The 21,509-nt window shown below is 68.9% G+C and carries 19 protein-coding genes; 14 read left to right on the plus strand and 5 right to left on the minus strand.

Annotation, left to right across the window (positions count from 1 at the left end; genetic code table 11):
- Positions 1 to 229 precede the first annotated feature (229 nt).
- From JK358_RS27710 to JK358_RS27730, 5 genes are read left to right on the plus strand one after another with little or no spacing between them, the layout of a single operon-like run.
- On the plus strand, positions 230 to 1,900 hold the full coding sequence (locus tag JK358_RS27710; RefSeq protein WP_232852010.1) for a thiamine pyrophosphate-binding protein: 1,671 nt from the start codon (positions 230 to 232) through the stop codon (positions 1,898 to 1,900).
- Positions 1,897 to 2,556 carry an SRPBCC family protein gene (locus JK358_RS27715; RefSeq protein ID WP_201953063.1) on the plus strand — a complete coding sequence of 220 codons (660 nt, stop codon included), beginning with the start codon at positions 1,897 to 1,899 and terminating at the stop codon, positions 2,554 to 2,556. Before JK358_RS27710 ends, JK358_RS27715 begins: the two co-directional genes overlap by 4 nt.
- Positions 2,556 to 3,572 (plus strand): 3-oxoacyl-ACP synthase III family protein, encoded by a 1,017-nt coding sequence (locus JK358_RS27720; RefSeq protein ID WP_201953066.1) that lies wholly within the window; start codon positions 2,556 to 2,558, stop codon positions 3,570 to 3,572. Before JK358_RS27715 ends, JK358_RS27720 begins: the two co-directional genes overlap by 1 nt.
- Before the next feature lie 4 nt (positions 3,573 to 3,576).
- The gene (locus JK358_RS27725) at positions 3,577 to 4,581 is read left to right on the plus strand and encodes a pyridoxal phosphate-dependent aminotransferase (RefSeq protein WP_201953080.1); all 1,005 of its coding nucleotides are present in this window, start codon (positions 3,577 to 3,579) and stop codon (positions 4,579 to 4,581) included.
- Positions 4,581 to 5,093 carry a MarR family winged helix-turn-helix transcriptional regulator gene (locus JK358_RS27730; protein WP_201953097.1) on the plus strand — a complete coding sequence of 171 codons (513 nt, stop codon included), beginning with the start codon at positions 4,581 to 4,583 and terminating at the stop codon, positions 5,091 to 5,093. The genes JK358_RS27725 and JK358_RS27730 overlap by 1 nt, the downstream gene beginning before the upstream one ends.
- Here JK358_RS27730 and JK358_RS27735 read toward each other — a convergent pair whose 3' ends face one another.
- On the minus strand, positions 5,094 to 5,804 hold the full coding sequence (locus tag JK358_RS27735; RefSeq protein WP_201953100.1) for a Mut7-C RNAse domain-containing protein: 711 nt from the start codon (positions 5,802 to 5,804) through the stop codon (positions 5,094 to 5,096).
- 141 nt (positions 5,805 to 5,945) lie between these two features.
- Between JK358_RS27735 and JK358_RS27740 the strand changes: the two genes are divergently transcribed.
- The 3 genes from JK358_RS27740 (at position 5,946) to JK358_RS27750 (ending at position 8,881) form a co-directional block, all read left to right on the plus strand.
- A complete protein-coding gene (locus tag JK358_RS27740; RefSeq protein WP_201953102.1) occupies positions 5,946 to 6,146 on the plus strand; it encodes a hypothetical protein in 201 nt (66 codons plus the stop codon).
- Between the two features lie 127 nt (positions 6,147 to 6,273).
- A complete protein-coding gene (locus tag JK358_RS27745) occupies positions 6,274 to 7,281 on the plus strand; it encodes an AurF N-oxygenase family protein (protein WP_201953105.1) in 1,008 nt (335 codons plus the stop codon).
- Between the two features lie 97 nt (positions 7,282 to 7,378).
- Entirely contained in the window at positions 7,379 to 8,881 is a 1,503-nt protein-coding gene (locus JK358_RS27750) for a flavin-containing monooxygenase (RefSeq protein ID WP_201953107.1), read from the plus strand.
- Between the two features lie 65 nt (positions 8,882 to 8,946).
- Here the strand turns inward: JK358_RS27750 and JK358_RS27755 are convergent, their stop codons facing one another.
- On the minus strand, positions 8,947 to 11,247 hold the full coding sequence (locus tag JK358_RS27755) for an Rv1355c family protein (RefSeq protein WP_201953110.1): 2,301 nt from the start codon (positions 11,245 to 11,247) through the stop codon (positions 8,947 to 8,949).
- A gap of 95 nt (positions 11,248 to 11,342) precedes the next feature.
- Between JK358_RS27755 and JK358_RS27760 the strand changes: the two genes are divergently transcribed.
- Both JK358_RS27760 and JK358_RS27765 read left to right on the plus strand, forming a co-directional pair.
- Complete coding sequence (locus tag JK358_RS27760; RefSeq protein ID WP_201953113.1) at positions 11,343 to 12,863, plus strand: HAL/PAL/TAL family ammonia-lyase; 1,521 nt, start codon at positions 11,343 to 11,345, stop codon at positions 12,861 to 12,863.
- A 4-nt stretch (positions 12,864 to 12,867) separates the two neighbouring features.
- Positions 12,868 to 13,509: a GNAT family N-acetyltransferase gene (locus JK358_RS27765; RefSeq protein ID WP_201953115.1), complete on the plus strand. Its 642-nt coding sequence runs from the start codon at positions 12,868 to 12,870 to the stop codon at positions 13,507 to 13,509.
- A 96-nt stretch (positions 13,510 to 13,605) separates the two neighbouring features.
- On the opposite strand, the gene JK358_RS27770 is transcribed toward JK358_RS27765, so the two are convergent.
- Together JK358_RS27770 and JK358_RS27775 are read right to left on the minus strand one after the other, a co-directional pair.
- On the minus strand, positions 13,606 to 14,316 hold the full coding sequence (locus tag JK358_RS27770) for a chymotrypsin family serine protease (protein WP_201953118.1): 711 nt from the start codon (positions 14,314 to 14,316) through the stop codon (positions 13,606 to 13,608).
- A 179-nt stretch (positions 14,317 to 14,495) separates the two neighbouring features.
- Positions 14,496 to 15,920, minus strand: coding sequence for a carboxylesterase/lipase family protein (locus tag JK358_RS27775; protein ID WP_201953121.1), 1,425 nt, complete (start codon positions 15,918 to 15,920; stop codon positions 14,496 to 14,498).
- A 70-nt stretch (positions 15,921 to 15,990) separates the two neighbouring features.
- On the opposite strand from JK358_RS27775, the gene JK358_RS27780 reads away from it, so the two are divergent.
- The gene (locus JK358_RS27780; protein ID WP_201953125.1) at positions 15,991 to 17,247 is read left to right on the plus strand and encodes an ROK family transcriptional regulator; all 1,257 of its coding nucleotides are present in this window, start codon (positions 15,991 to 15,993) and stop codon (positions 17,245 to 17,247) included.
- Positions 17,248 to 17,324: 77 nt separating this feature from the next.
- On the opposite strand, the gene JK358_RS27785 is transcribed toward JK358_RS27780, so the two are convergent.
- Positions 17,325 to 17,693: a hypothetical protein gene (locus JK358_RS27785; RefSeq protein ID WP_201953128.1), complete on the minus strand. Its 369-nt coding sequence runs from the start codon at positions 17,691 to 17,693 to the stop codon at positions 17,325 to 17,327.
- Positions 17,694 to 18,092: 399 nt separating this feature from the next.
- Here JK358_RS27785 and JK358_RS27790 point away from each other — a divergent pair, with 399 nt between their 5' ends.
- The 3 genes from JK358_RS27790 to JK358_RS40445 are packed head-to-tail and all read left to right on the plus strand — an operon-like array spanning position 18,093 to position 21,465.
- Positions 18,093 to 19,106 (plus strand): helix-turn-helix domain-containing protein, encoded by a 1,014-nt coding sequence (locus JK358_RS27790; RefSeq protein ID WP_201953131.1) that lies wholly within the window; start codon positions 18,093 to 18,095, stop codon positions 19,104 to 19,106.
- Positions 19,103 to 20,527, plus strand: a complete 1,425-nt coding sequence (locus tag JK358_RS27795; protein WP_201953134.1) for an aminotransferase class I/II-fold pyridoxal phosphate-dependent enzyme — start codon at positions 19,103 to 19,105, stop codon at positions 20,525 to 20,527. Before JK358_RS27790 ends, JK358_RS27795 begins: the two co-directional genes overlap by 4 nt.
- Positions 20,524 to 21,465, plus strand: coding sequence for a Rossmann-fold NAD(P)-binding domain-containing protein (locus JK358_RS40445; protein ID WP_201953137.1), 942 nt, complete (start codon positions 20,524 to 20,526; stop codon positions 21,463 to 21,465). Before JK358_RS27795 ends, JK358_RS40445 begins: the two co-directional genes overlap by 4 nt.
- Positions 21,466 to 21,509 lie beyond the last annotated feature (44 nt).

Consider the following 21,509-nt stretch of genomic DNA (forward strand, 5'->3'; position numbering starts at 1 on the left):
TTTCGAGGATATGGCGAACCGGCCGGTCCCGCGGGCCGCGATCGTGCCCCTGATCTTGTGGGCATAATCCGGCTACGCTGTCCTGGACGCCGGTGTCTGAAAACTGAAACACGTTGCAGACCAGCATCTTTGAGGCAAACGTGTGACCTGAGACACATTGTCCGGGACTGTCCCATCCAGTTACGTTGTGTCCGATACATCGTGCACAATGTAAATCGGAGCGGAAATCTTGGCCGATCAGGGGATTGTTGCGCCGACCGTCGCGGACCTGGTCGTAGCGCGCATCGCGCACCACACCGACCACCTCTTCGGGGTCGGCGGGGCCAATATCGAAGACATCTACGACGCCGTTCATCGCGGCACCGCACCCGTCACCGGGATCGTGGCCAAGCACGAGTTCGGCGCGGCCACCATGGCCGACGGATACGCGCGGGCCACCAACCGTCTCGGCGTCGTCGCCGCCACCTCGGGCGGCGGAGCGTTGAATACGCTTGCGGCGCTGGGAGAATCATTCGATTCCCGGGTGCCTGTCCTGGCCCTGATCGGGCAGCCCCCGCTCGCCCTCGAAGGCAAGGGCGCCTTCCAGGACACCAGCGGCGCGCCCGGCCGGATGGACGCCGAACTGATCTTCGGCGCGGTGTCCAGATACTGCGCGAAAGTGCGCCGGGCGCAAGACATCCACGAAGAACTGGATCGCGCGATCACCGCGGCCCTGGCCGGCGGCCCCGCTGTACTGTTGCTGCCCAAGGATATTCAGCAGGCAGCGGTTGCCGCGCCCCCGGAACCGCGCCGCCCGGCCCGCGAACCGAATCCGTCTCAGTCGGATTCGCTCGACCGCGCGCTCGCACTGATCGCCACCGCCCCCGATCACGGGACCGCGCTGATCATCGCCGGACCGGAGATCGCCGCCGCCGACGCCCGCGCGGAGCTGGCCGCGCTGGCGGTGGCCCTGGACGCCCGGGTGGCCGTCACCCCGGACGCCAAGGACGTGTTCCCCAACGCGCACCCGCGATTCGCCGGCGTCACCGGCGTCATGGGGCATCCGAACGTGCCGGAGCTGGTCGCGCGCGCCGAACTGGTGATCCTCGCCGGAGCCGCCATGTCGCACACCGCCTCGGCCGGACTCGCCGGCCTGGCCGCCTGCCCCCGCGTCGTGCACCTCGGAATCGACGAACCGTTCGTGCCCGTGCACGCCCGCGTACCCGGTGACCTCGCCACACTCCTGCGCGAAACAGCCTTCCGCACAGCTCGTTCCGGCGGCCGGACCACCGGCCACCTCGCCGTGGAGCTCCCGGCGCTGACGCCGCCGCGGGCCACCGGACCCGGCGTCCGCTACCGGGAAGCCGTCGCCGCCCTCGCCGCCCGGCTCGAACCCGGCACCGGCATTGTCGCCGACGCCGGCAACACCGGAGCCGCTGTGGTGCACCATCTTCCGATCCCCGAGGGCGGCCGCTTCCTCATCGCCCTGGGTATGGGCGGCATGGGCTACTCCTTCGGCGCGGGTATCGGCATGGCCCTGGGCCGCAACCGCAGAACCGTCGTCATCGCCGGTGACGGTTCGTATTTCATGCACGGCCACGAGGTGCACACCGCCGTCGAATATCAGGCCCCGGTCACCTTCATCGTCTTCAACAACAACGCGCACGCCATGTGCGTCACCCGCGAACAGCTCTACTACACAGGCGATTACACCTTCAACAGGTTCCGTCCCGCCGATATCGGCGCGGGCGTCGCGGCCCTGCTGCCCGGCCTGCCGGCCTGGTCGGCCCGCACCCTGGGTGAATTCACCTCGGCCCTGGACAAGGCGAATGCCGAAGCGGGCCCCGCCTTCATCGAATTGCACTGCGACCCAGACGAAGTCCCTCCCTTCCTCCCCTTCCTGAAGGAGTTCACCGCATGACCGAGGCAATCAAGGCCGCGCCCATCGAGGTCCCCGACGTGGGCGTTCCGGGCGTGCACCGGATCGAGGACTACGCCCTCAAGGAGCTCATGCCCACCGTCCTGGACATGACCCGCGCCGTCTACCCGCACGACGAGATCTTCGGCGAGTACTGCACCGTCCACGATTACATCGCCGCCCCGCCGGACGAGGTCTACGACTATCTCTCCGATACCCGCAGCCTGGCCGAATGGACCTACAGCATGCGGGGATTCGAACGCACCGACACCCCGGACCTGTGGGTGTCCGACGACCGCATCGGCACCGAGACCCGCATCTACACCCGCACCGAGGCCAACCCGCAGGCCCGCACCGTCGACTACCACTGTGCCTGGGATCAGGGCGAACACCTGTGGATGATCTACCTCATGCGCGTCGTGGACGCCCAGAAGGTGTTCCACAAGCCGGGTTCGGTGGTGCTGTGGACCAATTGCCACCACCCGTTCTACGAGAACAACGGCTACCCCGAGACCGCGCCCGCCGACCGTCCGGTGTGGGTGGGCGACTTCTGGAACATCTTCGCCGCCGGTCACCTGCTGGAGTTGAAGAACCTCAAGGCCATCTGCGAGCACCGGCACGCCAACGGCCTGCCCATCAAGCCGGAGTGGATGAACTGATGAGCGCCGAGACGATCAGCCTGCTCGACGTCGCCGGGTATCTGCCCGAGAACCGGGTCCCCGCAGACTATTTCGCGCAGTTCCTGGATCCGGAGGAGGACATCTCCCATCTGATGTTCAAGGCTCCCAAGTTCCGCCACCACATCGCGCCCGGTGAGACCGCCGCCGATATGGCCGAGCGGGCCGTCGCCCCCATTCTGGAGCGACAGGGCCGGGACGCGCTGCGCGAGGTGGACATTCTGATCGTGCACACCCAGCTGCCCGAGATGCCGATCTTCGGCAACGGCGGGGAGGTGGCCGCGCGCCTGGGCATCAATCCGGAATGGATGATCGATCTGCACAATGGCGGCTGCGCGGCCTTCGTGCACGGGATGAAGCTGGCGCGGCAGCTGATGCTGAGCACGGACGCGCGGTCGGCGCTCATCGTGACCGTGCAGAACGCCGCGGGCCCGATCATGACGCAGGAGCATGTGCGCGGTAAGGCGCAGGCGGCGGTGCCCGGTGACGGGGCCGGGGCCGGACTGCTGGTGAAGTCCGCGGTCTCGCCCATCCTCGACATCGAGACCCGGCATCTCCCGGAGTTCGCCGGGCAGATGACCATGGTGGCCGAACCGCCCCGGCGCTACTGGGAGGCGGGCGAAGGTGAACTGCATATCGGCTTCACCGACTCCAAGATCGCCAAGGTGCTCTCGCGCGGCAATCGGATCGTGCCGGAGGTGGCGCACGCGGTGTGCAAGCGCATCGGCGTGAAATCCCAGGAGCTGGATGTGCTGATCACCAATCAGCCCAACCGCGCCTTCCTGCGCAATTGGCGGGACGCACTGCAGCTGCCGGTGGAACGCCACCCCGACACCTTCGACGACTGCGGCAACCTGTTCGCCGCGGGTATGCCCGTCACCCTGGACCGTGCCATCGACGAGGGCCGCGTCCACACCGGATCCCTGATCATGCTGGCCGGCTTCGCGCACGCGGGCGATTTCGCCGCCGCCGCGGCCGTGCGGTGGGGCGGGCGCTGAGGACATGACGCCCACAGTTCGCGCCGGGCATCGGCTCCAGCTCAACGAGAACCCTTTCGGGCCACCGGCTTCCGTGCACGAGGCGCTGACCTCGGCGCTGGCCTCGGCCAACCGGTACCCGGAATTCCTGCCGCGGCGGCTGCCGTCCCTCATCGCGGAGCGGCTGGGGACCTCGCCCGAGCAGGTGGTCGTCGGGTCCGGCGCGACCGGCGTGATCATGAATATCGTGCAGGAGTTCGGCGCCGCTGGATCCCGGGTGGTGATGGCGGTGCCGACCTTCGACGGCTTCCCGATCCTGACCTCGATGGCGGGCGGGCAGCCGATTCCGGTGCCGCTCACCGGTTGTGGGCGGCAGGATCTGGACGCCATGGCCCGTGCGGTCGACGAGCGGACCCGTCTCGTGGTGGTGTGCAGTCCGCACAATCCGACCGGAACCGTGGTCCGCCCAGGCGATTTCGAAGCCTTCCTGCGGCGCGTCGATCCCTCCGTCGCGGTCGTGCTGGACGAGGCGTACATGGATTTCGCTCGGCCCCAGGACCGCGCGGATGTTCGCGAACTCCTGGGCGCTCACTCGAATCTGATTGTGCTGCGCACATTTTCGAAGGCGTACGGGCTGGCCGCGCTGCGCGTGGGGTACGCGCTCGGGGCGCCGGGCATCATCGCGCGCATCGCCCGCCGGCAGCTCCCCTTCGGCATGAACGCGCTCGCCGAGGTGGCGGTGCGGGCCTGCTACGAGGCGGAACCGGAGATCCGGCAGCGGGTGGCCGAGATCGGCGCCGAACGCGACCGGCTCACGGACGGGCTGCGCGCACTGGGCCTGCCCGTCACCGACAGCTACGCGAACTTCTCGTATCTGATCCTGCCCGAACCCGATATCGACCGGGTGGCAACGGCTTTGGCGGGCGACGACATCCACGTCAAACGCTATCCGACCGGAATCCGGATCACGGTGGGGGACAGGTCCGCCACCGATGCGGTCCTCGCGACCGTGCGCAGTACAGTGCAGTAATGGGAGATTTTCGCCCATCCGAACCCGAGGGGCACGGGTCCGGAGCGGACGAGGCGATCGACTGTGAACTGCTCTCGCTGAACGCACAGCTGTGCTTCGCGCTGTATTCGACGTCGCGGTCCATGACCGCGGCGTACCGGCCGTTCCTGGAGGACATGCGCCTGACCTACCCGCAGTACCTGGTGCTGCTGGCGCTGTGGGAGCGGCCGGGCATCACCATGAAGGAGCTGGGCGAACAGATCCACCTCGACTACGGGACGGTCTCGCCGCTGGTGCAGCGGCTGCAGGCGCGCGGGCTGGTGGACAGCGCCCGCAGCCCCGCGGACGGGCGCGCGGTGGTGCTGCATGCCACGCCCGCCAGCCTCGAACTGCGGCACGGCGCACAGCACATGATCCAGACCGTGCTGGACGTGGTGGGCATTCCGGTGGACGGCATCGAGGCGCTGCGGGATCAGGTCAAGGCGCTGGGTGCGCGCCTGGATGCCGTTGTGGCACACCAGCGCGGGCGCTGATCAGCTGAATTTGGCCAGCGCCGCGGTGACGATGGCGTCCAGGCGGGCGTGATGCGCGCCCTTCCAATAGGTTTGGCCGCATTCCTCGCAGCGGGCCAGGGAGTCGTAGGTCTGGCCGTCGCCGTCGGGGAGACGGTCGCGCACGTCGGCGTGCTCGGCGGCGCGCAGCATGCCGTTGCAGGAGGTGCAGCGGGTGTAGGGCGCGAGCGGTGGGGTGAAGCGGGAGAGCACGTCGTCGAGCTGTTCGGCCGGGCGGTGGCTGTAGATGTATGCGCCGGAGTAGATTTCGCGCCGGCGCAGCAGGCCGCGGTCGCGGGAGAGCATGATGCGGCGTTCGGCGGCCGAGCGGGCCGCCAGGGCCGCGTCGCCGATATCGGGATTCTCGTAGGCGGCGTCCACGCCGAGCAGGCGCAGCCGCCGGGCCAGGGTGCCCAGGTGGATGTCGAGCAGGAAGCGCGGGGGTTCGGCCAGCGGCTGGGGTCGCGCGACGGCCTCCACCTGGACGGTCTCGCCCGCGGCGGGTGTGTGCGAGGGGCGGGCCGGGTGGCCGTCGACCAGGAGCGCACCCACCTCGGTGAGCGGTACACCGAGTGATTCCACGACATGCCCGAGCGTCGACACGCCGTCGATCCGAATCGGCCCGCGCCCGCGCGCTCCCACGAACACATCTAGTTCCGGCGCGAAACGCACCGTGATCTCGTCGGCGTCCACCCGGTCAGCATGCCAAAAACACCGGCCCGGCGGGCAACTCGTTTCCCGGCGATTAGCGCTCCGGCAGACGGGTAGGTCGACGGTATGGGTCCACTCCGTGATCCGTGGCAACGATCAGCTACTGCGAAAGGAATGATCGCCATGCCAAACCCCAAGAACCCGGGGCAGTTCGGCAACCGTGCCGACACCGTGGAACAGGCGAGCAAGGGTGGTAAGGCCAGCAGCGGCAGCTTCGGCAGCGAGCACGGCGCCGATCCGCGCGAGGCCGGGCGCAAGGGCGCCAAGGCGCAGCCGACCGAGGCCAAGTCCCGGGGCGGCCAGCGCAGCCATCAGGGCAAGTAGCGGGATTCCCTTGGGAGGGGCCGGAATTCCGGCCCCTCCCGCTCTGAGAGATTCCTATTGACGATGTCTCAGGTTAGTGTAACCATGGGATACAGTAAGGTAGGTCACTCCCGGAGAGGCTCTGACAATGGTGTCAGCACCCGTGCAGATCGATCCCGTCCTCACGCTCGCCCGGCAGTATGCCGAACGGCTGCTGCTGCTGTCGCAGGGATCGGTGGACAAGCACTTCGACCCATTCACCGACATCGACTGGGATCACCCCGATTTCGAGGTCCGCGACGACGACCCGCGCTGGATTCTGCCGAAATCCGGTGACATGCTCGGTCGTCACCCCTGGTACATCGGGCTCACCCAGGACCGCAAGATCGAGATCGGGCTGTGGCGGCAGGCCAATATCGCCAAGGTGGGCCTGCAGTTCGAGACCCTGCTCATCGGCGGCATGGTGCAGCACACCTTCAAGCTGCCCAATGGCGATCCCGAATTCCGGTACTGCACCCACGAGGTCATCGAGGAGTGCAATCACACCCTCATGTTCCAGGAGATGGTCAACCGCATCGGGCGCGATGTGCCGGGGATGAACCCGCTGCTCAAGTCGCTGACCTACGTGGTGCCGCCGCTGGCCGCGCTGTTCCCGAATCTGTTCTTCACCGCGGTGCTCTCGGGCGAGGAGCCCATCGACCACATCCAGAAGGCCATCCTGCGCGCCGACGAGGATGTGCATCCGATCATGCGCGGCGTCATGGCGATTCACATCGCCGAGGAGGCGCGGCACATCTCCTTCGCGCACGAGTTCCTGGAACATCATGTGCCGCGGTCCAATCCGATCGACAAGTTCGTACTGTCGCTGGCCTTCCCGATCGTGATGTGGATCGGCGGGCGGGCCATCCTGGTGCCGCCGCGCGCGTTCTTCACCGAGTTCGGGATTCCGCGGTCGGTGCGCAAGGACGTGTGGTTCGGGCTGCCGGATTCCAAGGAAACCTTCGCGTCGTACTACGGCGACGTGCGCACGCTGGCCAAGCGGATCGGGCTGATGAATCCCATCGCCAAGCAGGTGTGGAAGGTGCTGGGCATCGACGGGCCGACCACGCGCTACCGGTCCGAGCCCGAGCGTCCGGGGCAGGTGCGCGCCGCGTGAGCGTGTCCGAGTAGACGTTACTCGGAATAACACGTACTATGCGGTTGCGCCCTCGGCGACGATGCCCGGGCGGGAACAGAGCGAAACGAGTACCTCAATGACGCGGCATGTCGACGTACTGATCATCGGAGCGGGCCTGTCCGGCATCGGCATGGCCTGCCACCTGACCCGGGAGAAGACCGGGCGCAGCTACCTGATTCTCGAGCGTCGCACCGCCATCGGCGGCACCTGGGACCTGTTCCGCTACCCGGGCATCCGCTCGGACTCCGATATGTACACCTTCGGGTACGGCTTCCGGCCCTGGCACGGCACCAAGGTGCTCGCCGACGGGCCGCACATCCGGCAGTACATCGAGGACACCGCCGCCGAATACGGCGTCACCGACCATATTCGCTTCGGGCGCAAGGTGACTCGCGCGAGCTGGTCCAGCGAGCGCAACCTGTGGACCGTCGACGTGCACAACGAGACCACGGGGGAGGCCGAGCAGTACACGGCGGACTTCGTGGTCGGGTGCACCGGCTACTACGACTACGACAACGGATACCGGCCCAGCTTCCCGGGCGAGGCGGACTTCGCCGGGCGGATCGTGCACCCGCAGCACTGGCCCGAGGATCTGGACTACACCGGCAAGCGGGTCGTGGTCATCGGCTCCGGCGCCACCGCCATCACGCTGATCCCGGCCATGAGCGGGGACGCCGCGCATGTGACCATGCTGCAGCGCTCGCCCACCTACATCGCCGCGCTGCCCGCCGACGATCCGGTCGCGGTCGGGTTCAAGCTGGCCAAGGTGCCCGCGACCGTCGCCTACAAGGCGGGGCGGGCGCGCAATATCGCGCTGCAGCGGGCCAGCTACCAGCTCTCGCGCACCAATCCGAAGCTCTCGCGCAAGCTCATGCTGGCCGCGGTGCGCGCGCAGGTCGGATCCAAGATCGACATGAAGCACTTCACGCCCACCTACAACCCGTGGGATCAGCGGCTGTGCGTGGTACCCAACGGAGATCTGTTCCGGGTGCTGCGCAGCGGCAAGGCGTCCATCGTCACCGACCACATCGAGACGTTCACCGAGAACGGGATCCGGCTGCGGTCCGGCGAGGAGATCGCCGCCGACATCGTCATCAGCGCCACCGGGCTGACCGTGCAGATGCTGGGCGGCGCACAGCTCAAGGTGGACGGCGAAACCGTCGCCACCCGGGATCTGGTGGCGTACAAGGGAATCCTGCTCGGCAATGTGCCCAACCTGGCCGTCGTGCTCGGCTACACCAACGCCTCCTGGACGCTCAAGGCCGACCTGGCGGGCGAATACCTGAGCCGCGTCCTCAACCACATGAAGGCCACCGGCACCAATCACGTTGTCGCCGAACCCAAGCCCGGTGACCGCTCCGAGCACTCCCTCATGGGCGGCGCCCTGACCTCCGGCTACATCCAGCGCGGCGACGGCGTCATGCCCCGCCAGGGCACCAACGGCCCCTGGCAGGTCATCAACAACTACTTCCGCGACCGCGCCATGCTCCGCAAGGGCGCCCTGGAGGACGGCATCCTCCAGTTCACCCGCAAGGTGCGTGCGGCGAAGCCCGTCGAGGCCGAATCCCGTTCGGCCTGAGTGAGTTTCCCTCGCGCTTCGGTGATGAGCGCAGTGCCTGCTGACGCCGGTACCTCGAGGGCTGGCTATCGGGCGAAGGTGAGGACCTGCTCCAGTGGCAGTCGGACCGATCGCGCGCTGGGCTGGTCGGTGTAGGCGAGGCGGAAGAGCAGGATCTCGGCGGTGGCCGGCGGCGTGGCGAAGAGTGTGCGGTAGCGGGCTCGCAGGTCGTGCAGGCGGTGGCGCTCGGTGGTGGACAGGATGTCGTCGCCGGTGTCGCCGTCCAGGCGGGCGAAGAGGTAGGGCAGGGCTGTCATCGGTTGCAGGGCAATGCCTTCCGCGGTGGCGGTGAGCCACATGCGCTGCATGAGGCGGCCGCCGTGCAGATAGCTTTCTCGGGTGGCGCCGGGGACGGTGAGCAGGCCGACGGCGGCGGCGCTCGCGACCGCTTCGCGGGAGATGTCCTCCAGGGCGCGGCCGCCGCCGATCTCGGCGAGGTGCGCCATGACCGGCCACTCCCGGATCAGGGTGAAGGCCGCGCGTTCGGAGGCGGTGAGTTCGGCGGTGGCGAGGTCGATTCCGTACGGGCGGGCCTGGGCCTCCCGCGGGGTCCAGCGGTAGCCGTCGATCAGGTCGTGGTGCATCGACCGATTGAGCAGGCTCAGGCGGTCGCCCGCGCCGATCAGCGCACCGATCTCGACCAATTCCGGAGCGGTGCGCAGCAATTGGAGGTGGCCGCCGTGTTCGGCGCAGACGGCGGTGAGCACTTCGGCTACATCCTCGTCGAGGCGGCGGCGGATGCCCCGGGTGCGATTCGTGGCCCGCGTGGTGAGGTAGGGGAACAGATTCCACTGCCGCAGGCAGGTCGATTCCGGGAGCGGAGTGGGTGCAGTGCCGAAGGTGATGGCGCACACCAGGTTCGGAGCTTCCGGGTCCGGCCATGGGCGTGGTTCGGCGCGCAGTCCGAGATGGGTGGCGGCCAAGGCGATGTTCTCGAGCAGTGCGCCGAAGGCCACCCAGGTCGCGGTGTGCTCGAAGTCCAGGGCGGGCAGGTCGCGGGCCGGATCATGGTGGCACTCCAGGGTTTCGGCTGCCCGTCGCCAGATCAGCGCCCACGGCTGGGCATTGTGCGCGGAGGGGGCCAGGGTGCCCATGGCGGCGATCCAGCGGATGGCGGCATCGGTAACCCGCCCGCGCGCGGTGGGCTCGGCGGGCAGGATGAGCACTCCGCCGGAAGGCGCGGTTTCGGCTCGGCTCGGCGTGTTCGCGAGTGCCGCTGCGGCGGAGTGTGCTTCGGTGCTCCCCGCATTGCCGACGAGGTGCGCCGGATCGACATAGTAGCGACCCGACTGCAGCGGTGCGCCCAGCAGCAGCCGACGGGCGGCGTCGGCGATGATCGCGCCGCCCAGGGTGATGCCCGAGGCGAGCTGGGGCCAGCTGCCGATGGTGTGGCCCACTTCCGGAAGGGAGGCGGCCGCGCGGGGGCTGAGGTCGTTCATGATCGCCAGGATGTGCGGGATCTTGTCGCGGGCGGTGAGATCGCGCAGATCGTCGGCGCGGGTGTCGCCGAGCAGGCCGTGCAGGACGGGGCGGTCCGGTTCGAGATCGAAGCGCTCGATATCGAGCAGGCCGCGGTCGCTGGTCTGCATGAGTACCGGAATCCCGTGCAGCCGTGCGTGTTCCCTGATCAGAACTTTGGCGCGCAGATCGTCGCACTCCTCGACGACGAGGTCCAGGCGACCGCCGCCGAGCAGGAATTCGTCGATGTCATCGGGGCGGATTCCGGTGCGGCACAGGTCGATCCGGAGGTACGGGTCGAGTTCGAAGAGCTGCCGGGCAGCCACCACGGTTTTCTCGATGCCGAGGTCGGCGACACGGGCATGCAGGCGGTTGAGGTTGGACAGGCCGAGACGGTCGTGGTCGGCGAGTTTGAAGGAGCCGCCGACACCCTCCTGCGCGAGGGTGAGCGCGGCGGCCTTGCCGACCGAGAGGCCGATCACGCCGATGCGTTTTCCGGCCAGCACCCGCTGTTCGGCGGGGGTGATCAGGTAGCGGTTGCGGTCGGTGCGGACTTCGCGAAATTCGTTCTCGGGCAGGACATGTACCAGATCGCGGGACCACGGATACCAGATCCACTCCCCGTGGTCGTCCGGTGGTCTCCCGTCGAGGTGGGCGTGTACCCGCCGATCCAGGCCGCGGGGTGTGCGGTCGGCGGCCGGATCGCGGGTCACCAGCAGTTCGCGCAATTGCTCCGCAATTGTGTCGAATACGTGGATTGCCGGAATTGATGTGCGCAGTGCGGCGACCGCCGCACGGTCGTCCGCGCACGTGGAATCGAAATGAATCGGTTGCCATTCAGAATTATCGGTGATCTGCGTGGCCGTCATCTCTCAGGTTTACACCCGGATCGCCTGCGACTGGCTATGATTGAGCTAGTTGATCACTGGTTGTGCCTGGTGCTCGGGGGAGAGGGAACACGGTCATGACGGTGTCATCGGCTTTGACGTGCGCACTGCGATTTCCCTGCACGCTGACGCCACGAGATCTCGAAGCCGCGCACGGTCCGATTCGGGTGGAGATATCCGAACCGGCGCTGGCGCGAGTCCGACAATGCCGGGACTTCGTCGACGAGTTACTGCGTTCCGGCAGACCGGTTTACGGTGCCACCACCGGATACGGGGCGCTGGTCGGATTCAGCGCGGGGGCCGACCTCACCCGGCACTCCCAGGGACTGGTCGATTTCCTGTCGGTCGGCCAGGGCCCGCCACTGGCCCCGGAACTGGTGCGCGCCATGCTGCTCGCCCGCGTGTGGAGCCTGGCGCAGGGCAATTCGGGCGTATCGCCGGAGGTCGTCACCGCACTGGTCGAGGTGCTGGGCACCGGGCTCGCACCCGTCGTCCCCGAATACGGTTCGGTCGGCGCCAGCGGCGATCTGGTGCCGCTCGCGCACGCCACCGCCGCGCTCATGGGCCGGGGCGAGATCTTCGCCGGCGGTATCCGCCTGCCCGCCGTACACGCCCTGGCCGCGGCCGGCCTGCGACCGCTCACGCTCGCGGGGCGCGACGGCCTGGCCCTCGTCAACGGCACAGCCCTGACCAGCGCCGCCGCCGGGCTCGCCTGCGCACAGGCGGTGCGCTCGGTGACGGCCGGACTCGCCCTCACCGCCCTGCTCGCCGAAATACTCGGCGTGGAAACGGAATTCGCCTCCGACGCGCTCGCCCGCGCCTCCGGGCATCCGGGTGCGGTCGAGGCCGCCCGGTTGTTGCGCACCCGCCTGTCGGGGGCGCGGCCGTCCGGGCTGCGGCCGCTGCAGGAGCCCTACAGTCTGCGCTGTGTACCGCAGCTGGCGGGTGCGGTGCTCACCTCGGTCCGGCATGCCGAGGAGGTCGTCGTCGCCGATCTCAATGGGGTCAGCGACAATCCGGTCTTCTTCCCGGACACCGGTGGGGTGGTGCACGGCGGCAACTTCTTCGGCCAGCCGGTGGCCTTCGCTGCGGACCTGCTCTCCAGTGCGCTCACCCAGCTGGCCAATCTGGCCGAGCGGCAACTGGATCTGCTCATGGATCCGCATCGCAACACCGGATTGCCGCCGTCACTGTCGGCCGCGCCGGGGCGCGAGCACGGGCTGACGGGCGTGCAGATCGCGGCGACCGCCCTCGTGGTCGCCATGCGGCGGGCGGCGATACCGGCTGCCATGCAGAGCATTCCCACCAACCAGAGCAATCAGGACATCGTGCCCTTCGGGACGCAGGCCGCGCTCACCGCGTACGAGCAGACGCGCAAACTGCGGTGGGTGCACGGCTCGCTCGCGGTGGGGTTGCGGCAGGCCGTCCACCTGGGCGGGCGATTACCCACCTCGGCGGCGGGTGCGGAATTCATCGGAAGGCTGTGCGCCGCTGTCGATCCCGTGGATCCCGATCGTCCGCTCGATGCCGATATCCGCGCGGCGGCGGATCTGCTCGACGGGCTGTGCGCGTCCTGCCTCGAACCGGCGCAGGGGTGAGGTCATGGCGGTGGAACTCGAATACCTCTGGTGCGAAGGGAATTTCGCGGGTGCGGCGGTGTCGGAGCTGCGGGAGTTCCGAGCCCGGGTCGCCTGGGCGAACGGGGAGCGGCCCGACTTCCGGCTGCCGGACGGCAGTTTCGACGATGCCGATCCGCACGATCTCACCGCACACCACCTGATCCTGCGGCGGCCGGACGGCGAGATCATCGGCTGCTGCCGGTACGCGCCACTGGAAGCATTGCCGTGCAGCAGGATTCGCGAGCTGGATCCGGCGCTCGCGGTCCGCCTGCAGGGCGAACTCGGCTGTGCCGACAGCGAGCTGCTGGAGGGCGGGCGGCTGCTGGTCGCACCGGAATGGCGGCGGCACGGCCTCGCCTCCGATCTGCTGCTGGCCGGAACCGCACTGGCGCGGGTGCTGCGGCGGCGGGCTATCTGGGGGACGGCGGGCGTGCGGCAGGGGCAGGAGCACATCTTCCTGCGGCTCGGATACCGCTGCGCCGACGCGCCACTGATACCCGCACCGCACTATGCCGACGACCTGCGCGTCATCGTGTGCGAACCGGACGAGGTCCCCGCCGGTACCGAACCGCGAATCGCGGAATTCACCACCCGCCTGTCCGTACTCCTCGCGGACAGCCGGTGAGCCGTCCGGAGACCGCGCGTTATCCCTGCACCGCGCGCCAACCCCGTGGCTTGCGGCTGCGAGCATCCCCGGGATGATGCCGGCGGTGCCGGCGGGTCAGATGGGCTGGAAGCCCGCGCCCACGCCCTTGCCCGCGTCGACCGCCGCGCGGACGGTGTCGAAGGCGATGGCGATCACGGGGGTGTGTATCGGGTTCGCGGGGGAGGAGCAGCTGAAGCGGACGGCGGTCGTGTCGTTGATGAGCGGCCCGGAGACCAGGCCCACCAGCCGGTCGCCGACGGTCAGCGGGCCGCCGGAATCGCCGTAGCTGGAGCACGCCTGCTCCATGAAAGCCATTGGGCTGGAGGTCCATACGACACCGCACGAGTTGCCGGTGGTGCGGCCGTTCTGGCACACCACGCTCCACGGCGCGGGTGACGGGCCGATGCCGGTGATGGTGGTGCCGCCCACCGAGCGCAGCGGGGTCACCACGTTCGGGTCGAATTCGATGACGCCGTAGTCGAGCTGCTCGTCGGCGCTCACCACCACGCCGACCACGCCGACGTCCGGGAACTGTTCGCCGCGCACCGGGGTGCCGGCTTCGGCGCAGTGCCCGGCGGTGAAGCCGACCAGCCGCCCGGCATTGTCGTGGCCGATAGTGGTGAGCGTGCACTTGGTGCGCGAACCCAGCACGATTCCGGAGCCGCCACCCAGTTCGGCGCGGTTACCGGTGGCCTCGGCCGGGGTGTCGTCCGGCGCGGCGTAGGCGGCCCCGGGGGCGGCGGCGAGCATTCCCAGTGCGGCGACCGCCGAGGCGCGCGCAGCCATGCGGCGGAATCCGAACATTCAGCACCACCCGTCTCGTTCTCTCGGAATCTGCGGAAATAAAAATGTAGCTTCCAGTTTGCCACCGAGGTAGTGGCGGGCGGCGTGCTCGCAGGGGACGAGAGCCGGGCGACGCATCATCCTACGACGTCACGCGGCCCTGCGGGGATCCACGTGGTGGCTCAACCGAGCCAGTTCGGCCGTTGCGCAGCGAACGGATCGGACGTCACCCGGGGTGTATCCGACCAGACCATGGTCTCGCGCCGGTCGAGGGCGTAGCGCGGCCAGTTCGCGCCCGGATCGGTGCTGGTGACGAATGACACCCAGGATCTGTGCACGGCGTCGGCGAGTGTCTGCGGCGGATTCGGTCCGGTCACCGCCGTCACGCCCGAGGCCGCGAGCAGGTCGAAGGCGAACGGGATGTCCAGGCAGTGAAAGGACATGCCGGGGTAGTCGGGAGCGGTGGACGCCCAGGTGAATTCGTACAGCCAGGTCGGGATCCCGCGGGCCGCACGGGCTTCGGCCACCCGGTAGGAGGGGGCGCGCAGCAGCGCGTCGCTCACGCCGGGGCCCATGGCGTCGCCGAACTCGTCCTTCGTGAATCCGAGCAGTAGCGGAATATCCATGGCGGCAGTGGATTTCAGCATTTCGGAGCTGGATTCCGGAATCAGTGCGCCGTCGGCGAAGGGCGCCAGGGCCAGCGGTGAGATGCTCGCGCTGTCGGCTCCCGGGGCGCGCATCCGGTCCTGCAGATCCTGGATCTGCATGCTGCCCAGGCCGTTCAGGGCGGCCACCGTGGCGGAGAGTCCGGTGCGGCGGGTGAAGAATTCGGCCGCGGCCTGGCCGGTGGCGCGGTCGTTGGGCTGCGAGAGCGCGCCGGAGGCCGAAATACCCGCGCGGAAAAGACCTTTCGCCGACGGGGTGCCCATGAGCGCCCACACCGCGCCGCCGCCCGCGGACTGGCCCGCGACGGTCACGCGGTCCGGGTCGCCGCCGAAGGCCGCGATATTGTCGCGGACCCAGGTCAGACCGGCGATCCAGTCCAGGACCGCGCGATTGTCGGGTGCGCCGTCGAGGTGCAGGAAGCCTTCGACGCCGAGGCGGTAGCCGAGCGAGACCACGACCACGCCGTCGCGGTTGAAGGACGCGCCGTCGTACCAGGGGCTGGCCGAGCATCCCGCGACGAAGCCGCCGCCGTGAATCCACACCAGCACCGGGAGTTTCGCGGATGTCGACGGGTCCGGGGTGAAGACGTTCAGGTTGAGGATGCCGTCGCCCGGGATGGTGGGCTCGGGGATCGCGGTGACCTCGGCGAGCGGTTTGCGCTGTGCCGTCGGGCCGTACGCCGTGCAGTCGCGGGGCTCCTGCCAGGGGATGGGCGGGACCGGGGCGGCGAAGCGGAGGTCGCCGATGGGTGGTTGCGCGAACGGGATGCCCAGGTAGGCGAAACCGGTGTCGCGCCGGAGGCCGCGCACCGGGCCGTAGGTGGTGCCGACCGTTTCCGGGCTGCCGGTCGTGTCGGAGCGACCGGGCGAACAGGCGGTGGCAAGGGCCAGGGCGCCTGCTCCGAGCAGCAGTGTCCGGCGGCCGATCGGTACAGCGGGCATAGCGAAACCTCTGGTTCACATATTTACGTCAACAGTTGAAAAAAATTGACACCAGCATAATGTTCACCCCGTGGAGCGCAAACAACCCGAAGACGCCGCAGCTGTGCGGCGGCGCAACCTTGGTTCGGTGCTGCGGCATATCGCCGAGCATGGTCCGTGTGCGCGTACCGAGATCGCGGCGGCGACGGGTTTGGCGCACGGGTCGGTGACCGCGCTCGTGGCGGATCTGATCGACCGTGGGCTGGTCGGCGAGGACGATGCGCAGCGCAGTGGAGGGCGCGGACGGCCTGGGCGGCCGCTGCGGGTGCTGGCGCGGCGTGCGATGTCACTGGCGGTGCAGATCACGTCGGAGGAGTTACGGGCGGTTCTGGCCGATCTGGCGGGGGAGGTGGTGTGGCGGGACGCGGTGGCGCATCGATGCGCGACGGGGGATCCCGACGCCATGGCCGATGCCGTCGCGGCGGTGGTGCGGCGCGGGGGCGCCGCTGTGCGGGCCGGGGATGTGCTGGTGCGGGTGGTCATCGCCATGGCGGGGCCGGTGCGCGACGATCAGGCGCAGACTGTGGTGGTGGCACCGGATTTCGGGTGGATGCGGCCGGTTCGGTTGGGGGAGATGGTATCTCGGCGACTCCCGGGCATCGGCTGTCCGGTGGACGTGATCAATGACGGGAACGCGGCGGCGCTGGCGGAGTTCCACGCGCGCCCGGCGACGCGTGGGCTGGTGCTGATCGAGGCCGGGACCGGGATCGGTGGCGGGATTGTCGTCGACGGGCGGATATGGGCGGGTGGTCATGGGGTGGCGGGGGAGCCGGGACATGTGCCGGTGGCGTGGGACGGGCCGGATTGTGTGTGCGGGGCGCGGGGGTGCCTGGTGTGTTTCGCCGGGCCGGAGGCGGTGTTGACGGCGGCCGGTCTCGGAGAGGTGTTGCGGCGGGAGGGAGTTCGGGTCGCTTCCGATCGGCTGGTGGGCGCCCTGGAGAACGGCGAGGCGGCGGCGGTCGCGGCGGTGGGGCGGGCGGGGCGGGCGCTCGGCGCGGCGGTGCTGTCGATCTCGGCGCTGCTGGACGTGGATGAGATCGTGCTGGGAGGCACTCTCGCACAGTGGTTTCCGTGGCTGGGCCCGATCGTGGCGGAGGCTCTGGCCGGGCGGCGGCGGCTGGCCCCCGCGATGGAGCCGGCAATAGTCCCGGCAGTGCTCGGGGCCGATGCCATGGTGGCCGGGGCGATCGAATTCGCCAGGCACGCGGTGCTTTCGGACCCCGCGGTGGTGCCCGTGGCACGAGGGCCCGTGCCACCCGGGCGAGCGGCCGCAGCCGTGCCCGGGTGAGGACCTGCACCGCGACCGCCATGGCGGCGATCCCCGCCGATGTCGCCGCCATGACGGTACGCGGTGGCAGCTGGGATTCATTGCCGGGTGCGCGGTCTGGCGTCCCGAAGGTGGCTGCGCACCACCGGAGCCTGCCGTCGGCCCGGACTCCGGCGGTGCTCGTCGCGTTGCGCGATCCGGACAGCCAGCCGCACAACGACTTCCGCGAGCGTCAAGCCGAGCTCCGCCGCACGGATCTCGGCCAGTTCCAGCGCCGTGTCTCCATCGACGGGTTCGGGATCGCTGAGGATCTCGTCGAGCACCATGCCGCTGACGGCCTGCTCGTAGGTGAGCACGCGGCCGGGCAGCCAGCTCAGCACCCAGAAGTCGCCGGAAGTGGCCGCGCAGGTGGCTATTTCGGGTGTCACATCGCTGCCGATGGACCACGGGGTGATGTAGAGGGCCATGGGGAGCACCTCCTCTGAGGCCGGGCCACCGTTGGGGGTGGCTGTGACATCAATGCTAGGTCATGACACTCATGATAACTATCGAGATGTTGTGCGCTGTAAAGCGATTGAAGTAAGCGAAAAGACTCGAAAGTATCATTCTGCTGATGAAATATCTCGAATGTGCGCCAATTCAAGCGAGCGGGTGCGGAATTGGGGCGCTGGAGTAGCTGATGCATGCCGTATGAATACTGCGAGAGGGGCAGTTTTCTCTTACAGGGCAGTGGATTCGAGGCCCCCGCAAGCCACGATCGGAAAACTCTTTCCAGTCCCTGGCATGCTTGACACATCGTGCTTAGTATGGGTGCCGCATGACACCTTGTGGTCGTACCACTGCACAAACAAGAGGGGAGACGCACTATGTCGCGCTCGGCCTCGGACGGCGAGCCGGTCGGTGAGCGCGTCCGCAGACTCCGCAAAGATCGCGACCTCACCCAGCAGCAGCTGGCCGACCTGGTCGCGGTCTCGCGCAGCCTCGTGCAGCAGATCGAAAACGGCAAGCGGATACCGCCTCTCGCGCTGCGGGAACGACTCAGCGCCGCCCTCGGTGAGCAGTTGCTGACCGGTCAGGAGGCCGGTGACGTGGGCAGCGATCTGCGGATGCGCTTCAATATCCTGCTCGGCAAGGATCCGCAGACGGTCGAGCGCGTGCTCGACATCGCCCAGAGCCTGGTCGACGCGGCCTCGGCACGCGACACCGTGGAACCCCTGCGCGAGATCGCCGAACGGCAGCTCGAGCGCGCCGAGGAGGTGCTCACCCAGATCCCGTCGGGCAGCGCCCAGGTGTGGGAGTGGAACACTATCCACGACTGGCTCACCGTGCTGGGCCGGGCGCGGGATTCCGTGTGCGCCATCCACACCGCCGACCTGGGCACCATCAGCGGCGATGTCGGCGACGACTATCACGAGCGCATCCTGCAACTGGCCGGTGACGCCGTCGAGGTGCGCCGACTCTATGTCATCGACAAGATCGACGATGTGTTCCCCTACGAGGACAAGCTCTGGCAGCAGGCGCGCACCGGGGTGGAGACCGTGCTCGTTCCGCGCGAGTTGGCCCCCAATGCGCAGAGCATGCTCGTCGTGGACGAGAGTTATGTCGCGACGGGCGAATACGCCTACTCCCGCCGGGAGCGGATCGTGACCAGATTCTCGTCGCTCAAGCACGACATCCAGTTCGCGATCCGACGATTCGAGCAACTTTACAAACTCAGGAGCGCCGGAATGGCCATCGCGGTCAACGACGTCATCGCGGATGCGAGCCTGACGCGGTATCACAGTCTCGCGCAGGACGACTGCCGGAACGGGTTCCGGGCCGCACTGCGGCAGGCATGGGCGCGGGCCGGGGAGTCGCCCGTCGAAGGCGCACGCCGGTGACCGACCGTTCGGGGCTGCTGAGCTTGCCGGACCCGGTAAGCCTGGCGAATCGCTCGGACGAGCGCAAGAAGTTCGCCCGCGGATTCCTCGGACCGGATCCGTGGTTCCCGGGCACGGCCGGTCGCGGGTATCAGGGTGTCATCGACGCCTATCACGGTGAGACCGGATTGCCCATGGACGCGGCGGCGACCACCGCGCTGAACGCGGCCTGGCTCGAACTCACCGCGCGGACCCTGCCGGAGGAGTATCGCGACGGCCGCCTGTACGACAAGCGGCAGCCGTTGATTCTGCGAACCCTCGCCGCGGACACGCTGTTTCGGCGAGTCGTCGATCCGGGGTGCGAGCTGCCCGGCGTGCCGCTCACGGTGGACGAGATCATCGTGTGCCCGTACTCCAGCACCGTGCTGCTGGAGGAGGCCGTCGCGACACTGGCCCGGCCGGGCGGGGTGCTGGTCTGCCCGGAGGGCTACTACAAGAGCGCCAGCGTGCACGTGGCCAAGTACGGGCTGCGCATGGTGTCCAGCCCCGCGACCGGCGACGACGAGTTCAAGATCGATCCCAAGGCGCTGGAGCTGTGCCTGGACGAATACGCGCGCCAGGGCACCCTGTGCGGGGTGATGCTGACCCTGCCGGGCAATCCGGTCGTCGGGGACTACACCGTGGGCGAGCTGACCGAGATCGGCCGGGTGCTGGTGCGGGCCGGGGTTCCGGTCATCTGCGATATGTCCTTCGATCTGCTGGTCGAGGGCCATGTGCCGATCGCGGCGATCACCGTGCCCACGGCCGACGGTCCGGTCCGGCTGCACGATCGGGTGCTCACCATCACCGGGAACTCCAAGGCGTACAACGCATTCGGGCCGTGCAAGCTGGGCGCGGCGTGCAGCGGCGACGCCCGGTGGCTGGAGTCGGTCCGGGATCGGCTGCGGGTGGCGTTCCAACGGGAGACGACGCATCTGGTGCGCGCGGTCCTCGAGCACACCTCCGAGGAATACCTGGCCGCCAACCGGAGGCTGCTGCGCGCGCGAGTGGTGCGGGCGGTCGAACTGCTGCACGGGGTCAACGCCCGCCACGGTGCGAATCTGCTTCGCCCGCTGGGCAGTTCGGACGGCATGTTCCTCACCGTCGACTTCGACGCCGACCTCCTGGCCGCGGCGGGTGTGCGCACCGGTTCCGAACTCGAGGACCTGCTGCTGACCGTGGCGGGCATCGACACCGTCGGACTCGATCGCACCGGATCCGCGCGCCTGGGCGTGCGATTCAATGTGGTCGCACCGCGTCTGGCCGCGGGCGCGGAACAACCACATCTGCTGGCGGAGCTCTTCGACCGCCTCGATCATCTGCTCGACCGCTTGCGCGGCGGTATGACCTATCCGAATGCCCTGCTGGAGAGGGAGATTCCGGCCATGGCGGTGGCCTCGTGATCGTCGGCGTGCCCAGGGAGACGGCGGCGGGCGAACGCCGCGTCGCTCTCACGCCCGCCGACGCGGCCATGCTGTCGGCGCACGGCCTGCGGGTGGTCGTCGAGCAGACGGCGGGCCACCGAGCCGACTTCGCCGACGCCGCCTATCGGCGCGCGGGCGCGCGGGTGCTGCCCGACGCCGCGGCCGTCTTCGCGGCGTCGGCTGCGGTGGTGTGGGTGAAACCGCCTGTCTACGAACTGGATTCGATGCCGCTGCGCGATTCGGCGAGGCTGTTCGGCTTCCAGGATCCGGTGCAGCGGGCGGACCGGATCGAGCGCCTGCGGGCTCGTGGCGTCGAAACCATTGCGTTCGAACAGATTTCGCCGGGCACCTCGGACCCGCTGTCGGCCATGAGCCGGATCGCGGGCGAGGTCGCCTACGCGGAGGGCCGGGCGTTGCTCGCGGCGCGCGGCCGGATCCGTTCGCTGGTGCTGGGGTGCGGGCAGGCCGGGTTGGCGGCGGTGACGGCGGCCGTGGCGGCCGGGGACGACCCGCCGCTCGTGGTCGGACGCAGGGCGGAGCGGGAGCGGGCCGCCACCGGATGCGGGGCGGCGGGGTATCTCGCGAATCCGGAGCCCCGGGCCTTGGCCGAGGTCATCGCCGGACTGCGTCCGCACCTGGTCATCTGTGCCGCCGGGCGCGGGGGCCGGGCTCCGGTGCTGTTGGACCGGGCCGGGCTCGGCGCGCTCGCCGCCGGTTCGGTGGTCGTGGACCTCACCGCCAAGGCGGGCGGCAATACCGTCGCCACCGTCGCGAACGCCACCGTGGTCGTGGGCGACGGGGTGATCGTCACGCATCGGTCGAACTATCCCTCCGCGCGTCCGCACGCGGCCAGCCGGGCGTACGGGGCCGCGGCGGCCGGCGTCCTGTTGCGGACGCTGTCCATGTCCGTTGCATAAAGGATCGCTGAAGATTCGCTGATTTCTTGGTGCGAGGTGGTTCG

Source organism: Nocardia acididurans (genome assembly GCF_016741815.1).
GTDB classification, from domain to species: Bacteria; Actinomycetota; Actinomycetes; order Mycobacteriales; family Mycobacteriaceae; genus Nocardia; species Nocardia acididurans.